Annotated in this window: 12 protein-coding genes; 8 read left to right on the plus strand and 4 right to left on the minus strand. The window is 69.0% G+C overall.

All coding sequences use genetic code 11. The annotated features are described in order from the left end of the window. Positions 1-7 precede the first annotated feature (7 nt). Positions 8-2,074, minus strand: coding sequence for a methionine--tRNA ligase (gene metG / locus K2W61_RS11695; RefSeq protein ID WP_175133994.1), 2,067 nt, complete (start codon positions 2,072-2,074; stop codon positions 8-10). A gap of 214 nt (positions 2,075-2,288) precedes the next feature. Continuing rightward, positions 2,289-2,564 carry a hypothetical protein gene (locus K2W61_RS11700; protein WP_175133995.1) on the minus strand — a complete coding sequence of 92 codons (276 nt, stop codon included), beginning with the start codon at positions 2,562-2,564 and terminating at the stop codon, positions 2,289-2,291. Between the two features lie 101 nt (positions 2,565-2,665). Between K2W61_RS11700 and apbC the strand changes: the two genes are divergently transcribed. From apbC to dcd, 4 genes are all read left to right on the plus strand, one after another. Further along, the gene (apbC, locus tag K2W61_RS11705) at positions 2,666-3,754 is read left to right on the plus strand and encodes an iron-sulfur cluster carrier protein ApbC (RefSeq protein ID WP_175133996.1); all 1,089 of its coding nucleotides are present in this window, start codon (positions 2,666-2,668) and stop codon (positions 3,752-3,754) included. Between the two features lie 3 nt (positions 3,755-3,757). Continuing rightward, on the plus strand, positions 3,758-5,650 hold the full coding sequence (locus K2W61_RS11710; protein WP_175133997.1) for an autotransporter assembly complex protein TamA: 1,893 nt from the start codon (positions 3,758-3,760) through the stop codon (positions 5,648-5,650). Then, complete coding sequence (locus K2W61_RS11715) at positions 5,647-9,381, plus strand: translocation/assembly module TamB domain-containing protein (RefSeq protein WP_419761600.1); 3,735 nt, start codon at positions 5,647-5,649, stop codon at positions 9,379-9,381. The genes K2W61_RS11710 and K2W61_RS11715 overlap by 4 nt, the downstream gene beginning before the upstream one ends. 88 nt (positions 9,382-9,469) lie before the next feature. Further along, entirely contained in the window at positions 9,470-10,033 is a 564-nt protein-coding gene (dcd, locus tag K2W61_RS11720) for a dCTP deaminase (protein ID WP_175133998.1), read from the plus strand. A 43-nt stretch (positions 10,034-10,076) separates the two neighbouring features. Here the strand turns inward: dcd and K2W61_RS11725 are convergent, their stop codons facing one another. After that, the gene (locus K2W61_RS11725; protein ID WP_236755673.1) at positions 10,077-10,934 is read right to left on the minus strand and encodes a GNAT family N-acetyltransferase; all 858 of its coding nucleotides are present in this window, start codon (positions 10,932-10,934) and stop codon (positions 10,077-10,079) included. Positions 10,935-11,095: 161 nt separating this feature from the next. Here K2W61_RS11725 and K2W61_RS11730 point away from each other — a divergent pair, with 161 nt between their 5' ends. Then, complete coding sequence (locus K2W61_RS11730; RefSeq protein ID WP_236755674.1) at positions 11,096-12,337, plus strand: diguanylate cyclase; 1,242 nt, start codon at positions 11,096-11,098, stop codon at positions 12,335-12,337. Positions 12,338-12,350: 13 nt separating this feature from the next. Here the strand turns inward: K2W61_RS11730 and K2W61_RS11735 are convergent, their stop codons facing one another. Then, positions 12,351-12,872: a GNAT family N-acetyltransferase gene (locus K2W61_RS11735; RefSeq protein ID WP_175134001.1), complete on the minus strand. Its 522-nt coding sequence runs from the start codon at positions 12,870-12,872 to the stop codon at positions 12,351-12,353. A gap of 117 nt (positions 12,873-12,989) precedes the next feature. On the opposite strand from K2W61_RS11735, the gene K2W61_RS11740 reads away from it, so the two are divergent. The 3 genes from K2W61_RS11740 (at position 12,990) to K2W61_RS11750 (ending at position 17,193) form a co-directional block, all read left to right on the plus strand. Further along, on the plus strand, positions 12,990-13,442 hold the full coding sequence (locus K2W61_RS11740; protein ID WP_175134064.1) for a hypothetical protein: 453 nt from the start codon (positions 12,990-12,992) through the stop codon (positions 13,440-13,442). Between the two features lie 269 nt (positions 13,443-13,711). After that, the gene (locus tag K2W61_RS11745; protein WP_175134002.1) at positions 13,712-15,973 is read left to right on the plus strand and encodes an arginine/lysine/ornithine decarboxylase; all 2,262 of its coding nucleotides are present in this window, start codon (positions 13,712-13,714) and stop codon (positions 15,971-15,973) included. A gap of 17 nt (positions 15,974-15,990) precedes the next feature. Beyond that, positions 15,991-17,193 carry a BaiN/RdsA family NAD(P)/FAD-dependent oxidoreductase gene (locus K2W61_RS11750; RefSeq protein WP_236755675.1) on the plus strand — a complete coding sequence of 401 codons (1,203 nt, stop codon included), beginning with the start codon at positions 15,991-15,993 and terminating at the stop codon, positions 17,191-17,193. Positions 17,194-17,295: the final 102 nt, after the last annotated feature.

Genomic DNA, 17,295 nt, shown 5'->3' on the forward strand with positions numbered 1-17,295 from the left:
CGGACGATCAGCGCACGCGCATGCCGGGCTTGGCGCCGGGGAACGGCTCCAGCACGTAGATGCCGGCGTCGACGGCCTCGTCAGCATGGCTGGCGGCCAGCACCATGCCTTCCGAGACGCCGAACTTCATCTTGCGCGGGGCCAGGTTGGCGACCATGACGGTCAGCTTGCCGATCAGGTCTTCCGGCTTGTAGGCCGACTTGATGCCGGAGAAGACGTTGCGGTGGCGGCCTTCGCCCACGTCCAGCGTCAGGCGCAGCAGCTTGGTCGAGCCTTCGACGTGTTCGCAGTTGACGATCTGCGCGATGCGCAGGTCGACGCGGGCGAAGTCGTCGATCGAGATGGTTTCGGCCAGCGGTTCGCCGCCGGGGATCACGGCGGGGGCGGCGGGCGGCTCGAACAGGTCTTCCAGCATCTGCGGCTCGACGCGCTGCATCAGGTGCTTGAACGGCGCCACGCGCTGCGGCAGCACCGCGGCATCGGCCCAGGTGAAGTCGGCGTCGGCGCCGAACAGCTCGCGGGCGACGCGCTCGGCCAGGGCCGGCAGCACCGGCGCCAGCATCACCGACAGGGCCTTGAAGCCGGCCAGCGAGCGCGAGCAGATGTCCTGCAGCGCGGCCTTCTGCGCGGCGTCGGCGCTGGCGATGCCCTTGGCCAGCACCCACGGCTGGGCCGTGTCGAAGGCCTGGTTGATGCGGTCGGCGTAGGCCATGATCTCGCGGATGGCGCGGTTGTATTCGCGCGCCTCGAAGGCGGCGCGAATCGACTCGGCCTGCGCGGCATACTCGGCCGACAGCGCGGCGGTGTCGCCCGCATAGGCCAGGGCGCCGTCGAAGTGCTTGGTGATGAAGCTGGCGGCGCGGCTGGCGATGTTGACGTACTTGCCGACCAGATCGCTGTTGACGCGGGCGATGAAGTCTTCCGGGTTGAAGTCCACGTCCTCGACCCGGGCGTTGAGCTTGGCGGCGATGTAGTAGCGCATCCATTCGGCATTCATGCCGAGTTCCAGATAGCGCAGCGGCGAGATGCCGGTGCCGCGGCTCTTGGACATCTTTTCACCGCTGACGGTGATGAAGCCGTGCACGTTGACCGCGTCCGGCGTCTTGCGGCCGGCGAACTTCAGCATCGCGGGCCAGAACAGCGCGTGGAAATAGACGATGTCCTTGCCGATGAAGTGCACCTGCTCGGTGCTGCCGGCCGGATCGAGCAGGGCGTCGAAATCCAGGCCCTTGACCGCGCAGTACGACTTGAGCGAAGCCAGGTAACCGACCGGCGCGTCCAGCCAGACATAGAAGTACTTACCCGGCGCGTCCGGGATCTCGATGCCGAAATACGGCGCGTCGCGCGAGATGTCCCAGTCGCCGAGCTTGGCTTCGCCGTCCTCGGCGCCCAGCCATTCACGCGTCTTGGCCAGCATTTCGGGCTGCAGGTGCTTGCCGCCGCTGGCGTTGCTGCCGGTGGTCCATTGCTGCAGGAATTCGACGCAGCGCGGGTCCGACAGCTTGAAGAAGAAGTGATCCGACGACTTCAGCACCGGCGTGGCGCCGGTCAGGGCCGAGTAGGGGTTGATCAGGTCGGTCGGGGCGTAGACCGCGCCGCAGACCTCGCAGGAGTCGCCGTACTGGTCCTTGGCATGGCACTTGGGGCATTCGCCCTTGATGTAGCGGTCGGCCAGGAACATGCCCTTGACCGGATCGTAGAACTGCTCGATGGAGCGGGTTTCGATCAGGTCCTGCGCCTTGAGCGCGCGGTAGATGTCCTGCGACAGCGCGACGTTCTCGGGCGAATCGGTGGTGTGCCAGTGGTCGAAACGGATGTGGAAACCGTTCAAGTATTGCGGACGCTCGGCGGCGTAGCGCGCCACCAGCGCCTGTGGCGTGATGCCTTCTTTCTCGGCCTTGAGCATGATCGGCGCGCCGTGCGCGTCGTCGGCACCCACGAAGTGCACCGTGTGGCCCGCCATTCGCATCGAACGAACCCAGATGTCGGCCTGGATGTACTCCATGATGTGGCCGATGTGGAAGGATCCGTTGGCGTAGGGCAGCGCAGTGGTGACAAAGAGAGTGCGAGACATGGTTGTCGGTCGAGGTTGAGGGGAAAAATGGGTTGGCCGGCCATTTTAGGGCAACGGCGGGGAGACGCCCGGCGCAGAGGGGGGCGGCCCCCCAAAACGAAGCAACCCGCCGGTCGCGCGCGGCGCGTCTGGCGGGTTGTATCGCGGTGAGCCGGGAGACCGGCCGCTGGCGCGTGAGGCGGCGGCGAGGCGGCCGCAGCCGGTGCGGCCGCGCTTAGCGGACTTCGCGGGCCTCGACGTCGATCACGTCGCCGCGCGGCTGCGTGGCGAACGGGGCGCTGGCGGGCTGGAACGGGCTGGGACGGGCGCCCTGGCGCTGGCTCCAGTAGGCGCGCACGCCGAAAGGCTTGCCGCGCACCTTGGCGACCACGTACAGGATCGCCACGGCGATCGCCGTGGACAACATGAAGACCAGCGCCATCGCCATGCCGATCAAGGCCAGGGCGGCAAATAGGACGGCTCGGAAGAAGCGGATAAGAGTATTGGTCATGAAGGTCGGATGCAAAACGCAGCGAAAGGTTCCCGTGTATCCGCTATCCTTTAGGGGATGGCGGCCCGCAGACGCCGCGCTGCCTACGGAACCATAGTGACATGAGTATAACGATAGAACACATCCGCGCCGCGCTGCGCGGCGCGCAAGACCCGAATACCGGCCTGGACCTGGGTGTTTCTGTAAAAGATCGTGACATTCGAATCGACGGCGGCCGCGTTGGCGTGGCGCTGGAACTGGGTTATCCGGCCGACGCCGCGCGCGATCAGGTGCGCGCCATCGCGGTGGCGGCGCTGGCCGCCGCCGGCGCGCCCGGCGCCGACGTGGACATTTCCTGGAAAGTGGCCGCGCACGCGGTGCAAAAAGGCCTCAAGCCGCTGCCCAATGTACGCAACATTATTGCGGTCGCTTCCGGCAAGGGCGGCGTGGGCAAGAGCACCACGGCCGTGAACCTGGCGCTGGCGCTGGCCGCCGAGGGCGCCCGGGTCGGTTTGCTGGACGCCGACATCTATGGCCCCAGCGTGCCGACCATGCTGGGCATTTCGGGCCGTCCCGAGAGCCTGGACAACAAAAGCATGGAGCCGCTGACCGGCCACGGCCTGCAGGCCAACTCCATCGGCTTCCTGATCGACGCGGACGCGCCCGCCATCTGGCGCGGCCCCATGGTCACCCAGGCGCTCGAACAACTGCTGCGCCAGACCAACTGGCGCGATCTCGATTACCTGATCGTCGACATGCCGCCGGGCACCGGCGACGTGGCGCTGACGCTGGCGCAGAAAGTGCCGGTAGTGGGCGCCGTCATCGTCACCACGCCGCAGGACGTGGCGCTGCTGGATGCGCGCAAGGGCCTGCGCATGTTCCAGAAGGTCGAGGTGCCGATCCTGGGGGTGGTCGAGAACATGGCCATCCACATCTGCTCGCAGTGCGGCCACGCCGAGCACATCTTCGGCGAGGGCGGCGGCCAGCGTATGGCCGCGCAGTACGGCACGCCCTGGCTGGGCAGCCTGCCGCTGACGCTGGCGATCCGCGAGCAGACCGATGCCGGCACGCCGACCGTGGTGGCGGACCCAGGCAGCGAAGCGGCCGGGTTGTACCGCGCCATCGCGCGCAAACTGGCGGCGGGCGTCGCGGCGCTGCCCCGTGACATGGCCGGGAAGTTCCCGTCCATCGTCGTGCAGCAGCCGTCTTGACGCATGCAGTGGGCGGCCCGGGCCTTCTTGGCTGGACTTTGCGTAGTGGCGGGCGAGGCGATGGCCAAGCGCCCGGAGATCATCGTGGACCCGGGCGGCGTGCCGCCCGCCGCGTTGCAGGCGATCACCGAGGCGGTGGACGCCATTGCGCGCCTGGCGGAAGACCAGGACGGCGGCGAAATCAATCGCCTGCGGCGCCGCGCGCGTGACGCCACGCTGGCGGCGCTGGCCACCCAGGGCTATTTCTCGCCCACCGTCACGCTCGAGGCCGGCACCGACATCGGCGGTGAAACCTGGGACATCGGCATCGTGCCCGGCAAGCGCACCACGGTGTCGTCGGTCGACCTGACGTTCACCGGCCGCATCACGCGGCCGGAATACGCGCAGCGGGTGCAGAAACTGCGCGACGACTGGCTGCTCAAGCCTGGCCAGCCTTTCATCAACGCCGACTGGAACAGGGCCAAGTCTTCATTGCTGGACGAAGTCTCGGTGCGTGATTTCATGCTGGCGCGCATGACCGCCTCCGAGGCCGACGTGCAGGCCGACGCGGCCTCGGCGGCCTTGCGCGTCACCATCGACAGCGGGCCGCTGGTACGCATGGGCGAACTCAGCACCGAAGGGCTGGAGCGGGTGCCGCCCAAGCTCATCACCCGTTATGTGCGTTACTCGCCGGGGGCGGTCTACGACCAGAACCGCCTCGACGAATGGCAGCAGGACCTGCAATCGACCGCGTTTTTCCGGGGCGCCTTCGTGTCGGTGCGCCAGCCGGGCAGCGCCCAGCAGCCCGTCGAACCCGCCAGCGACCGGGCCCGCGCGCCCGGCGCGGCCGACGTGGCCGAATCCACGCCCGCCGGAGATCCTGCCGTGTCCGGCGCCTTGCCGCCGCCGCCAGCCAAGTACGATTCCGACGGCGAGGTGACCCTGCCGCTGCAGGTGCGCGTGGTCGAGGCGCCGCCCAAGCGCCTGTCGGTTTCGCTTGGCGTCGACGACGAGGCCGGCGTGCGGCTGGAATCGCTCTATCGCCAGAACGTGGTGTTCGGCCAGCCGGTGACCATGGAATCCGGTTTCAGCGTCGACCGCCTGCAGCAACGCGTCTACACCGATTTCCTGCTGCCGCCGACCGAGCGCGGCTACAAGGACTCCATCGGGGTGCTGGCGCAGCATTCCGATATCCAGGGGTTGGACGTGACCCGCTACGCCCTGGGCGCCACCCGCAGCCAGGAGCGCAAGGGCGCCGGCGACAGCCGCGTCACCTACGAAACCCGCTGGGGCCTGCTGCTGGCGCAGGACCACGTCAAGATCGACGGCGGCGATGAATACACGCTGCCCACGCTGACCGCCACCGGCGAATGGCTGCGGCGCGATGTCGACAACAAGTACGACCCGCGCGAGGGCAACCTGATCGCCCTGGGCGGCGGCGTGGGGGTGACGCTGGATACCGGCGAGCCGTACACCCGCGCCCGTTTCCGCGCGCAGAAGTGGTGGCCGATCGGCAAGCTGGACGTGCTGACCGTGCGCGGCGAGGTTGGCCGCGTCTGGGCCAACGGCAATGTGCAGGTGCCGGACGATTTCGGTTTCCGCACCGGCGGCGCGCGCTCGATCCGTGGCTACAAGTACCAGAGCATCGGCCTCAAGCGTGACAACGCCACCGTGGGGGCGCCGGCGCTGGTGGTCGGCAGCGTTGAATACGATCACTATTTCAATGAGCGCTGGGGCATGGGGGTGTTCCTCGACGCGGGGGATGCGGCCCAATCCTTTGGCGACATGTCGCTGGCGCTGGGTTACGGCGTGGGCGCGCGGGTGCGCACGCCGGCTGGCCCGCTGTTCCTGGACGTGGCCTATGGCCAGCGCGAGCGCGACCTGCGCCTGCACTTTTCGCTGGGGATCGCGTTTTGACGGCGCTGCGTCGATTCCTGCGGCGCCTGCTGGTGTGGTGGCTGCCGGGGCTGGCGATGCTGGCGGTGCTGGCGTGCAGCTTCATCTTCTGGCTGCTGGCCTCGCAGACCGGGACGCGCCTGCTGCTGACCACCGCGGCGCAGCAGCTCGATGGTCAGGCGCTGGCGGTGCGCGGTTCGATCCTGCGCGGCCTGAACGTCGGCCGGCTCGACCTGAATGTGGACGGTACCCGCATCGGCATCAGCGACCTGCGCCTGCGCGTGCATTGGCGCGCGCTGGGCAACCGCTTGCTGCACGTGCGCGAGATCGCGGCGGGCAAGGTCGAGGTCGCGCTGGCCCCCAGCCAGGAGGCGCCCGCCGACACGGGTGGCGACGAGCCCTTCACCCTGCCGTCGCTGCCGGTGGACATCGCCGTGGACCGTCTGGCGCTGGGCGAGTTTCACCTGCTGCGGGACGGCCAGCCGTTGCCGGTCGAGCTGGGCGACCTGAGCGCCACATTCGCCGCCGGCAGCCACGGCGCGCAACTGCGTATCGCTCACCTGCGCGTGGGCCACGAGGTCGGCCAGGCGCAGGTGAGCGGGCAGGCCGAGTTGTCGGGCCTGGCCGATCCCTGGCCATTCGCGGCGCGGCTTGACGTGACGGCGCGCGGGGCGGGGCCGGATTCGCCGCTATGCCAGGCCGACCAACTCAGCGGCAAGTTCGCGCCGCCAGCAAAGCCGCGGGCCCAGGATGCCAAGGCGCCGGCGCCCGTGACGGCCGGCAATCAGGCGCCGGCCGCGTCGGCGGGCTCGCCGCCGGTGGCCTCCAGGAACCCGGCCGCGAACGGCTTCGTCGGTCCGCCGGCCCCCGCCTGCCAGGTGCTGCTGCGCGCGGACGCGGCCGGCTCGCTGGAGGGTATCCAGGCCAAGCTCGATGGCACCGGCGCCGGCCTGGCCCTGAACGTGGCGGCCGAGCTGGCGCCGCGCACGCCGCTGGTGCTGCGCAGCGCGCGGGCCGATGCACGGCTGCCGGACAATTCGACCCTGGCGGCGCGCCTGGACCTGCAGGCCGTGGATGGCCGGCCGGGCCGCGACCGCATCGCCGGCAGTCTCCAGGCGCGCCGGCTGGATCTGTCCGCCTGGCTCGGCGCCGCGGTCCCGCCGGCGGTGGTCAGCGCCACCGCACAGTTGAGCGCCGAGTTCGAGAACCTGAGTCAGTTGCGCCAGGCCGCGATCGACCTGCGTTTCGAGGAGGGCGCGCGCTGGAACAGGCAGACGCTGGCGGGCACGGCCAAAGCCGAGCTGGATATCGACGCGCCCGCCGCCGCTGCGGTCCCGCCTGAGACGGGCGTCAGGCCGGCGCCCGGCGGCCCTGCCGGCGCTGGCGCGGCGGCGGCCGACCTGCTGGCGGGCTTGCGCATCCATGGCCTGGACCTGGACCTGAAGCTGGGTCCGAACCGGGTTCGCGCGCAGGGCGAAGTGGGCGGCACCGACGGCGCGCTGACGCTGGACGCGCAGGCGCCGCGGCTGGACGCATTCTGGCCCGGTATCCCGGGAGGCGCCGAGCTCAAGGGCAAGCTCACCGGCGCCATCGGCGCCCACAAGGGCGAATTCACCGCCGGCTATCGCCCGGCCCGGCCACGCCCCGGCGTGCTGGGCGAGTCGCCGGCCCAGGTCGGCATCGCTTTCGCCGGCGGCTGGGGCAAGGGGCCGGCGGACGCGGCCGATGCCTCCCTGGCCGGCTGGCGTGGCACGGTCTCGCGGCTGACGGCCGGCAGTGCCGGCTTCACGGTCTCGGTCGAGCGGCCGGTGACGCTGTCGTTCCTGCCGGCGGCGCGGGCGCCGCAGTGGCAGTGGCAGGTCGGCCAGACGGTGCTGGGCGTGGCCTTGCCGGGCAAGGAAAAGCTGGTCATTGCCCATCAGGGCTCGCGTGGCGGCGCCCGGCGCTGGGAAACCGCCGGGTGGGCCGACAACCTGGTCATCACCGCCGCCATGGCGCGCCAGGTGATCGCCGCGGTTGATCCGGAGGCGGCGGCGCGGATGAAGAAGGGTCCCAAGCGTGTCAACGCCGCCGTAGCCGAGAGCCAGCGGCGTATCGCGCTGGACGCCTCCTGGGATCTGAAATTCGACGGCCGCCTGGCCGGCCGTGCCCGCATCGCGCGCCGCGATGGCGATCTGCTGATTCCGGGCGACCCGCCGGTGCCGCTGGGCGTGAAGTCGCTGGTGCTGGACCTGAGCGCCACGCCCACGTCGGCCAACGCCAGCCGCCTGGATGCCCGGCTGGACCTGGCCACGGACAAGATGGGCAAAATCGCCGGCAGCGGCAGCGCGCTGCTGGTGGCCGATGCCCAGGGGGGCATGGCGCTGGACCCGCGCCAGCCGATCCGCGCCAGGCTGGACGCGGATATCGCCGATCTGGCCTGGGTCGGCTTGTTCGTCGGCGATTCCATGGAAATTGGGGGCCAGGTCAAGGCCAACCTGGAGGCGCAGGGCACCCTCAACGGCACATGGCGCGCCAGCGGCGCGATCCGGGGCGACAAGCTGCGGGTGGTGCGCATCGACGACGGCGTGCGCCTGATCGATGGCACGCTGTCGGCGCGCCTGGACGGTGACAAGCTGGTGCTGGACAGCCTGCGCTTTCCGGCCTCGCTGCGAGTCATGCCGGCCGAATGGCGCACCAAGGAGTGGATCACCAGCGATCCCGGCGCCAAGGGCGGCTACGCCGAAGCCAAGGGCCAGTGGAACCTGATCGACGGCGGCGGCAGCGTGCGCCTGACGCTGTACCGCTTCCCGGCGCTGCAGCGCTCCGACCGCTATGCCATGGTGTCCGGCACCATCGACCTGAACGCCGCGATGCCGCGCATCGACATCGTCGGCGACCTGAAGGCGGACGCCGGCTGGTTCAGCCTGGAGATTCTGCAAGGCGTGCCGTCGCTGGACGATGACGTCAAGGTGCGGCGCGCGGGCGACAACCCCGGCGCCGTTTCGACGCCGTTGCAGACCAGCATGAATCTGAAGTTCGACATGGGGCCGCGCTTCTACATCACCGGCATGGGGCTGGACGCCGGCCTGCTCGGTTCGATCCAGATCCAGCTCAACGACGGCCGCCTGACCGGCGTGGGCGCGCTGCGCACCCGCGGCGGCGGCATCGAGGCCTACGGCCAGAAGCTGCGGCTGCGGCGCGGCACGCTGACCTTCCAGGGCCGGCTGGACAATCCGTTGTTGGATATCGAGGCGCTGCGCACCGGCGAGCAGGTCGAGGCCGGCGTCAAGGTAGGGGGCACGGCGCAGCGCCCGCGCATCGACCTGGTGTCGTACCCGGACGTCAGCGATGTCGAGAAACTGTCGTGGCTGCTGCTGGGGCGCGGCCCCGACGAAAGCGGCAGCGACGCCGCCCTGCTGCTGTCGGTGGGCACGGCCCTGTTGGGTGGCGGCGAGCCGTTCTACAAGCAGTTCGGGCTGGACGACCTCAGCGTGCGCACCGGCAACCTGGGCAGTTCGGGCAGCATCCTGCCCGACCGCACCGTGGCCGGGGACGTCAACCGCGACAGCGACAGCCAACTGGCGACGCAGTTCCTGGTGGCCAGCAAGGCGTTCGCCAACGGCATCACGCTCAGCGTCGAACAGGCGCTGGCCGGCAGCGATACCGTGGGCCGGGCCAGCTACCGCCTGGCGCGCGGCCTGTCGCTGGACCTGAAGGGCGGCTCGGTCAATGGCATCGCCCTGGTGTATCGCACGTTCTTTGGCGATTGAAGCCCGCCGCCGTTCCGCCCCCGCTGGGGGCGGGGCGGCGCTCGGGATAAAATGACGTCCATTCCATTCCCCAAGCACCTTTGCCATCATGAGCATCAAAAGCGACCGCTGGATCCGCCGCCAGGCTGAAGTCGGCATGATCGAACCCTTCGAAGCGGGTCAGGTCCGCACGGCCAATGGCGGGCGCATCGTCAGCTACGGCACCAGCAGCTACGGCTACGACGTGCGTTGCGCCGACGAATTCAAGATCTTCACCAACATCAATTCCACTATCGTCGATCCCAAGAACTTCGACGAAGGTTCGTTCGTGGATTTCAAGGGCGATGTCTGCATCATCCCGCCCAACTCGTTCGCGCTGGCCCGCACGGTGGAATATTTCCGTATCCCGCGCAGCGTGCTGACCATCTGCCTGGGCAAGAGCACCTATGCCCGCTGCGGCATCATCGTCAACGTGACGCCGCTGGAACCCGAATGGGAAGGCCACGTCACGCTGGAATTTTCGAACACCACGCCGCTGCCGGCCAAGATCTACGCCGGCGAGGGCTGCGCCCAGATGCTGTTCCTGGAAAGCGACGAGGTCTGCGAGACCTCGTACGCCGACCGCGGCGGCAAGTACCAGGGCCAGCGCGGCGTGACGCTGCCGCGCACTTGATACCGCGCCGGGGGCCGCGGCGCCCGCCGGGCCCGCTGCCGCCTCAGGAGGCGGTTTGGCGCCCGGGCGCCTGGCGCAGGTAGTCGATGTCCCATTCGCCTTGCGCCACCGGCTCGAAGCCGTGGCGGCGATAGAAGCGGTTCGAGTCGCTGCCGCGCAGCGCGCCCACGCGCACCGGCAGGCCGCGGTGGTCTGCATCCCGCAGCAGGCGGCCCAGCACCCGGCTGCCCACGCCCAGGCCTTGCGCCGCGGGCAACACATACAGATGATCCAGCCGCAGGGCGTCGCCGTCGGGGCGCAGGGCGTAGAAGCCGACGCGCGCGCCGTCGCGCTCGATGAACCAGGTGTGGCCGGGGCTGAACGTGGCGCGCAGCCGTGCCCGGGCCCGCTCCGGGTCGAACCGGCCCAGGCGTTCCAGGCTGTCGCGCATGGCTTCGATGCGGATCGCCAGCAGGGCTTCGAAATCGGCTTCGGTCACGGGCGCATCGCGCAGCGTGTCCGCCGCCAGCGCATCGTAGCCGCGGCCCAGGAACTGCATGATGCAGATGCCATGACCGAACGGGTCGCTCAGGTGGGCGATGCGGCCCCAATCATGCGAAACCGCCGGATCTTCCAGCCGCGCGCCCGCGGCCACCGCCCGCGCCACCGCGTCATCGACGTCATCGACCACCACGTCCAGGTGTACCGGGGTCCAGTGGCGCGCGTAGTCGCGCGGCTGGCGCGCGGCGCCCGCGGCCGGTGTGCCGGCGGCCTTTTGCAGCAGGTAGATGGGCGCCGGGGCGCCCAGCATTTCGGCGCCGGTCGCGCCCAGCCGGCGCTGCAGCGCCAGGCCGAAGGCGCGGGTATAGAAATCGATGGCCGCCTCGAGGTCGGGCACGTCGATGTTGACCAGAATGCGCATGGTTTCTTTTCCTCGGGGACGGAGCGCAAAACATAGCACGCCGCGCGCGGCCGGGAACTGCGGGCAATGCGCTAAAGAACCTGCGGGGGCGACCGTAAAATGACATATGTGTTTGCCGATTTGGCGACGTCATTTCAGCAAGCGTGAGCAAGGCCCTATCCGTGCGTTACCCCCATATCCCCTGGCTGCCCCTGTTGTTCTACCCTGCGCTGCCAGTGATGGCGGCGGTCGGGCTGTTGCTGTGGCGCCAGTGGCCGCCGGCGCTGACCCTGATCATGCCGTTCGTGCCCTGGGTCATGGCGCTGGTGGGGGCGGCCATTTGCCTGATGTACCAGCGCTCGCAGACCCTGGCGCTGATGCTGGCGGTGCTGGCCGCCGTGGCCGTGTGGCCAACGCTGGCCCGCCAGGCGCCCTGGGCGCTGGGGCCGGCGCTGGTATGGTGGTCGTTGGCCTATAGCATCAACGCGCTGTGGCCGGAACGCGCGGGCATGCTGCGCGACCTGGCGGCCCGCTTAGGCCTGATGGCGGCGGGCGTGGCCGCCATTGCGCTGGCCGGCAAGGAAGGTGTGTCGCAGCTGTTCGGCGAGCTGGCGGTGCAGGGCGTGCTGGCGCGGCTGGGGGTGCCGTTCGAGGCGCTGGCGGCGTTGCTGCTGACCGGCTTGACGCTGACCCTGCTGTTGTTGCGCTATGGCCGCCCGCAGCAGGCCGGCCAATGGCTGGGTTTCGTCTGCATGGCCTGGGCGCTGCCGCGCGGCGCCGAGCATGGCATCGAACTGGCCATGATGGCCGCCGCCGCGCTGACCTCGCTGTCCATTTCGCTGGCGCACGAGGGCTATCACATGGCCTTCCGCGACGAACTCACCGGCCTGCCGGGGCGGCGCGCGCTCAACGAGCGCCTGCAGCGCATGGGCCGCGTCTATACGTTGGCCATGGCCGACGTGGATCATTTCAAAGTATTCAACGACACCCATGGGCACGACGTCGGCGACCAGGTGCTGCGCATGGTGGCGGCGCAACTGCGCCGCGTGCCGGGCGGCGGCTACGCCTATCGCTACGGCGGCGAGGAATTCACGCTGGTGTTCCCGGGCAAGACCGCGGTCGAGGCGATGCCGCACCTGGAAACGGTGCGGCGCGCCATCGAGGCCTACCAGATGCGCCTGCGCGACAAGCCGGCGCGCCCCAAGGCCGACCAGCTCGGCTTGCGCCGGCGCGGCGTGCGCGCCGGCCGCAATGCGCGGCCGCTGCGCGTGACGGTGAGCATCGGCGTGGCCGAGCGCGGCGAGGCCTTGCGCGCGCCGGACGCGGTCATCAAGGCGGCCGACCAGGCGCTCTACAAGGCCAAGGACGGCGGCCGCAATCAGGTGTGCGCCTACGGCGCAAGGCGGCGCGCGGGCACGGCCTGAGCGGCGCGGCAGTTCAGCGGCCGGGCAAGGGCAGCGCCATCAGCAGTTCATCGTAAAGCGTGCCGTTGACGCACAGGGCTTCCTGTTCGTGACCATACTGTTCGAAGCCGAGGCTGGCGTACAGCCGGCACGCGGCGGTGTTGTTGGCGGTGACGCTCAGGAGCACCGTGCGCACGCCGGGCATGGCGGCGGCGTGGTCGATCGCCGCCTGCAGCAACAGCCGCGCCAGGCCTTGGCCACGCCAGGCCGGCGCCACGTATACGCTCCAGACATGCGCCTTGTGGCGCATCTTCAGCTTGCGCTGCCGGGCCACCCCGATGATGCCGGCCAATGCCTGGCCGACGAATACGCCGAACATGGCGCTGTCGTCCACGGGGACGATCCAGGCGCGGATGTCCGCCAGTGTCAGCGTGTGTTCCTCTTCGTAACTCGATCCGAACGCTTCGGGGGTTTCGCGCAGCGCATCCAGGCGCAACTGGCGCAGGGCGGGGGCATCCTCGGCGGTAAGGCGTCTGACGAGCGGAGCGGGATTCATGGAGCGGAGCGAGTGTTGGGAATTGGGAACGGTCGAGGCCGCGCGCGGCCAGTATAGGCGGGCAGGCTGCCTATAATGGGGTCAACGCCGCTTGCGGTTTTCACACAGGAGCCAATGATGTTCGGTTTCCTCAAGATAAACCAGGACGCCAAGCGCGACGAGGTCCAGGAAGAGTTCGTGGCGCGCGTGGCCCATGCCGCGCAGGATTTCGTCCAGGCCGCCGGTCAGGCCGGCGCCGGGCTCGACTATTCCGTGTCGAGCGTCCATGCCCTTGATGACGTGCTCGACGCCGCGCATCTGGGCAAGTTGTCCCTCACCCCCATGCAGACCGTCGGCGCCGCCGCCTATCTCTACGAGGTGGTGCGGCGGGCCCATGGCGGGCTGTACGAAGTCTGCGACGACGAGGACCCGGTGGTGCTGGTATGCGGTGCGCCGCAGGCCGAGGTCTGCCTTGGGGCCATTGCCAAGGTCGAACGGCGCATCCGCTATGGCGCCGCCGAAGCCATCCCGCCGTACTTCGAGCGCTTCCTGGCGGCGCTGGCGGCGGGGGGCGACGTTACCCTGCGCTAGGCCTGGCCATCCTCCCGCGCGCCCAGTCTGCCGCCATCGCGGCCCCGGCGCCCGGCGTGGCCGCCGCCGCCGGGAAAACCCCCGCGCCGGGGGGGCGTGGACGGTTCTTTTCGAGGTTGGCCGGCCCCGGGGGAAAACCGCCCTACAATTCCGCCATTCCCGCCGCCGGCGGGAACCTCGCGCCCGCCTGTCATCAGACGGTTTTTCACTAGAAGTACACTCGCGTCCGCCAACCCGGTCCGATTCGCCTTGCCCCCAGGAGCGCCTGCATGAAATTCCGCTTCCCCATCTTCATCATCGACGAGGACTATCGTTCCGAGAACGCGTCCGGTCTGGGTATCCGTGCTTTGTCTTCGGCGATCGAGGCCGAGGGCGTCGAGGTGATCGGGGTGACCAGTTACGGCGACCTGAGTTCGTTCGCCCAGCAGCAGAGCCGTGCCAGCGCCTTCATCCTGTCGATCGACGACGAAGAGTTCGACGTGGACTCGCCCGAGGACGTGGCCAGCGCGATCAAGAACCTGCGCACCTTCATCGGCGAATTGCGGTTCCGCAACGCCGACATCCCGATCTACCTGTACGGCGAGACGCGCACCTCGGAGCACATTCCGAACGACATCCTGCGCGAACTGCACGGCTTCATCCACATGTTCGAGGACACCCCCGAATTCGTGGCGCGCCACATCATCCGCGAAGCCCGCAGCTATGTGGACAGCCTGCCGCCGCCGTTCTTCCGTGAACTGGTCAAGTACGCGCAGGATGGTTCGTATTCCTGGCACTGCCCCGGCCATTCGGGGGGCGTGGCGTTCCTGAAGAGCCCGGTGGGCCAGATGTTCCACCAGTTCTTCGGTGAGAACATGCTGCGCGCCGACGTCTGCAACGCCGTCGACGAACTGGGCCAACTGCTGGACCATACCGGCCCGGTGGCCGAGTCCGAGCTGAACGCGGCGCGCATCTTCCACGCCGACCACTGCTTCTTCGTGACCAACGGCACCTCGACCTCGAACAAGGTGGTGTGGCACGCCAACGTCGCCGCCGGCGACGTGGTGGTGGTGGACCGCAATTGCCACAAGTCGATCCTGCACGCCATCACCATGACGGGCGCGATCCCGGTGTTCCTGCGCCCGACGCGCAACCACCTGGGCATCATCGGCCCGATCCCGCTGGAAGAGTTCCACCCGGACAACATCCGCAAGAAGATCGAGGCCAACCCGTTCGCGCGCGAGGCGGTGAACAAGAACCCGCGCATCCTGACGCTGACGCAGAGCACCTACGACGGCGTGATCTACAACGTCGAGATGATCAAGAAGGAGCTGGGCAGCTACGTCGACACGCTGCACTTCGACGAAGCCTGGCTGCCGCACGCGTCGTTCCACGAGTTCTATCACGACATGCACGCGATCGGCCAGGACCGCCCGCGCAGCCAGGACGCGATGGTGTTCGCCACCCACTCCACGCACAAGCTGCTGGCCGGCATCTCGCAGGCCTCGCAGATCATCGTGCAGGAATCCGAGACCCGCAAGCTGGACCGCAACGTCTTCAACGAAGCCTACCTGATGCACACGTCGACCTCGCCGCAGTACGCGATCATCGCGTCGTGCGACGTGGCCGCGGCCATGATGGAGCCCCCGGGCGGCACCGCGCTGGTCGAGGAAAGCATCCGCGAAGCCATGGATTTCCGCCGCGCCATGCGCAAGGTGGAGTCCGAGTTCGGCAAGAACGACTGGTGGTTCAAGGTCTGGGGCCCGAACCGCCTGGTGTCCGAAGGCATCGGCAACCGCGACGAGTGGATCCTGGAGTCCAACGACCACTGGCACGGCTTCGGCGACCTGGCCGAAGGCTTCAACATGCTGGACCCGATCAAGGCCACCGTCATCACGCCGGGGCTGGACATGTCGGGCAGCTTCGGCGAAACCGGCATTCCGGCCGCGCTGGTCTCCAAGTACCTGACCGAGCACGGCGTGGTGGTCGAGAAGACCGGCCTGTATTCGTTCTTCATTCTGTTCACCATCGGCATCACCAAGGGCCGCTGGAACACGCTGCTGACCGCGCTGCAGCAGTTCAAGGACGACTACGACCGCAATCAGCCGCTGTGGCGCATCCTGCCGGACTTCTGCCGCGGCCATCGGCGCTACGAGCGCATGGGCCTGCGCGATCTGTGCCAGCAGATCCACGAGGCCTATCGCGAGCGCGACGTGGCCCGCCTGACCACGGAGATGTACCTGAGCGACATGGTGCCGGCGCTCAAGCCGTCCGACGCCTTCGCCCGCATGGCCCACCGCGAGGTCGAGCGGGTCGACATCGACCAGCTCGAAGGCCGCGTCACCGGCGTGCTGCTGACGCCGTATCCCCCGGGCATCCCGCTGCTGATCCCGGGCGAACGCTTCAACCGCACCATCGTCCAGTACCTGCAATTCGCGCGTGAGTTCAACGAACGCTTCCCCGGCTTCGAAACCTACATCCACGGCCTGGCCGACGAAGTGGGCCCGGACGGCGAGAAGCGTTACTACGTCGATTGCCTGATCGAAGACTGAGCGGGCCTGGAGTCTTGATGTTCGATGTCGCCGTTCTCGGCGCCGGCGCCGCTGGCATGATGTGTGCCGCGGTCGCCGGGCAGCGCGGCCTGCGGGTGGTGCTGGTGGACCACGCCGAGCGCCTGGCCGAGAAGATCCGCATCTCCGGCGGCGGCCGCTGCAACTTCACCAACCTCGGCGCCGGCCCCGCCAACTTCCTGTCCGACAACCCGCATTTCTGCCGCTCGGCGCTGGCGGGCTATACGCCGCAGGATTTCCTGGCGCTGCTCAAGCGCCACCGCATCGCCTGGCACGAGAAGCATCGCGGCCAGTTGTTCTGCGACGATTCCAGCGAGTCCATCATCGAGATGCTGCGCGCCGAATGCGATGCCGGCGGGGTGCAGTGGCGCATGGGCTGCCAGGTGGCCGAGGTGGCCCACGGCGATGCCGGCTTCGAGCTGCGCACCAACCAGGGCGCGATCCGCGCCGCCAGGCTGGTGGTGGCCACGGGCGGCATGGCGATTCCACAGTTGGGCGCGACCGACTTCGGCCTGAAACTGGCACGCCAGTTCGGGCTGAAGGTGGTCGAACCGCGGCCGGCGCTGGTGCCGCTGACCTTCGACCCGGCGCAGTGGCAGCCGCTGTCGGAACTGTCCGGCGTGGCGCTGGAAGTCAACCTGGCGACCGGCCAGGGCAAGGCGCGCGGCGAGTTCCTGGAAGACCTGCTGTTCACCCATCGTGGGCTGTCGGGTCCGGCGATTCTGCAGATTTCGAGTTACTGGAAGCCGGGCGAGCCCATCGTCATCGACCTGGCGCCCGGGCGAGACCTGGCCGCCGAACTGCTGGCGGCCAAGTCCGGCAACCGGCAGCAACTGCATACGGTGCTGGCCGGCCTGTGGCCCAAGCGCCTGGCCGACCGCTGGCTGCAACTGGCCGAGCAGGGCGGCAAGCCGGGCCTGGCGGCGCTGCGCCTGGCCGACGCGCCGGACAAAACCCTGCGCGCCCTGGCGCAGGACATCCACCAGTGGAGCCTGGTGCCCAGCGGCACCGCCGGCTACAAGAAGGCCGAGGTCATGCGCGGCGGGGTCGACACCCGTGGCCTGGACCAGAAGTCGATGCAGGCCCGCACCACCCCCGGCCTGTACTTCATCGGCGAGACGGTGGACGTGACCGGCTGGCTGGGGGGCTACAACTTCCAATGGGCCTGGGCCAGCGGCGTGGCCTGCGGCAAGGCGCTCTAGGCTTTCCAGACGCCTTTCCCGGGCACGGTTCATGCTGCGTGCGGATGCGATGTCCGCGCCTTAGCCTGTCTGCATGACAGGCATTGCAACATGGCCGTTGTG

It is taken from the genome of Achromobacter pulmonis (genome assembly GCF_021733725.1).
Taxonomy (GTDB): domain Bacteria; phylum Pseudomonadota; class Gammaproteobacteria; order Burkholderiales; family Burkholderiaceae_B; genus Achromobacter; species Achromobacter pulmonis.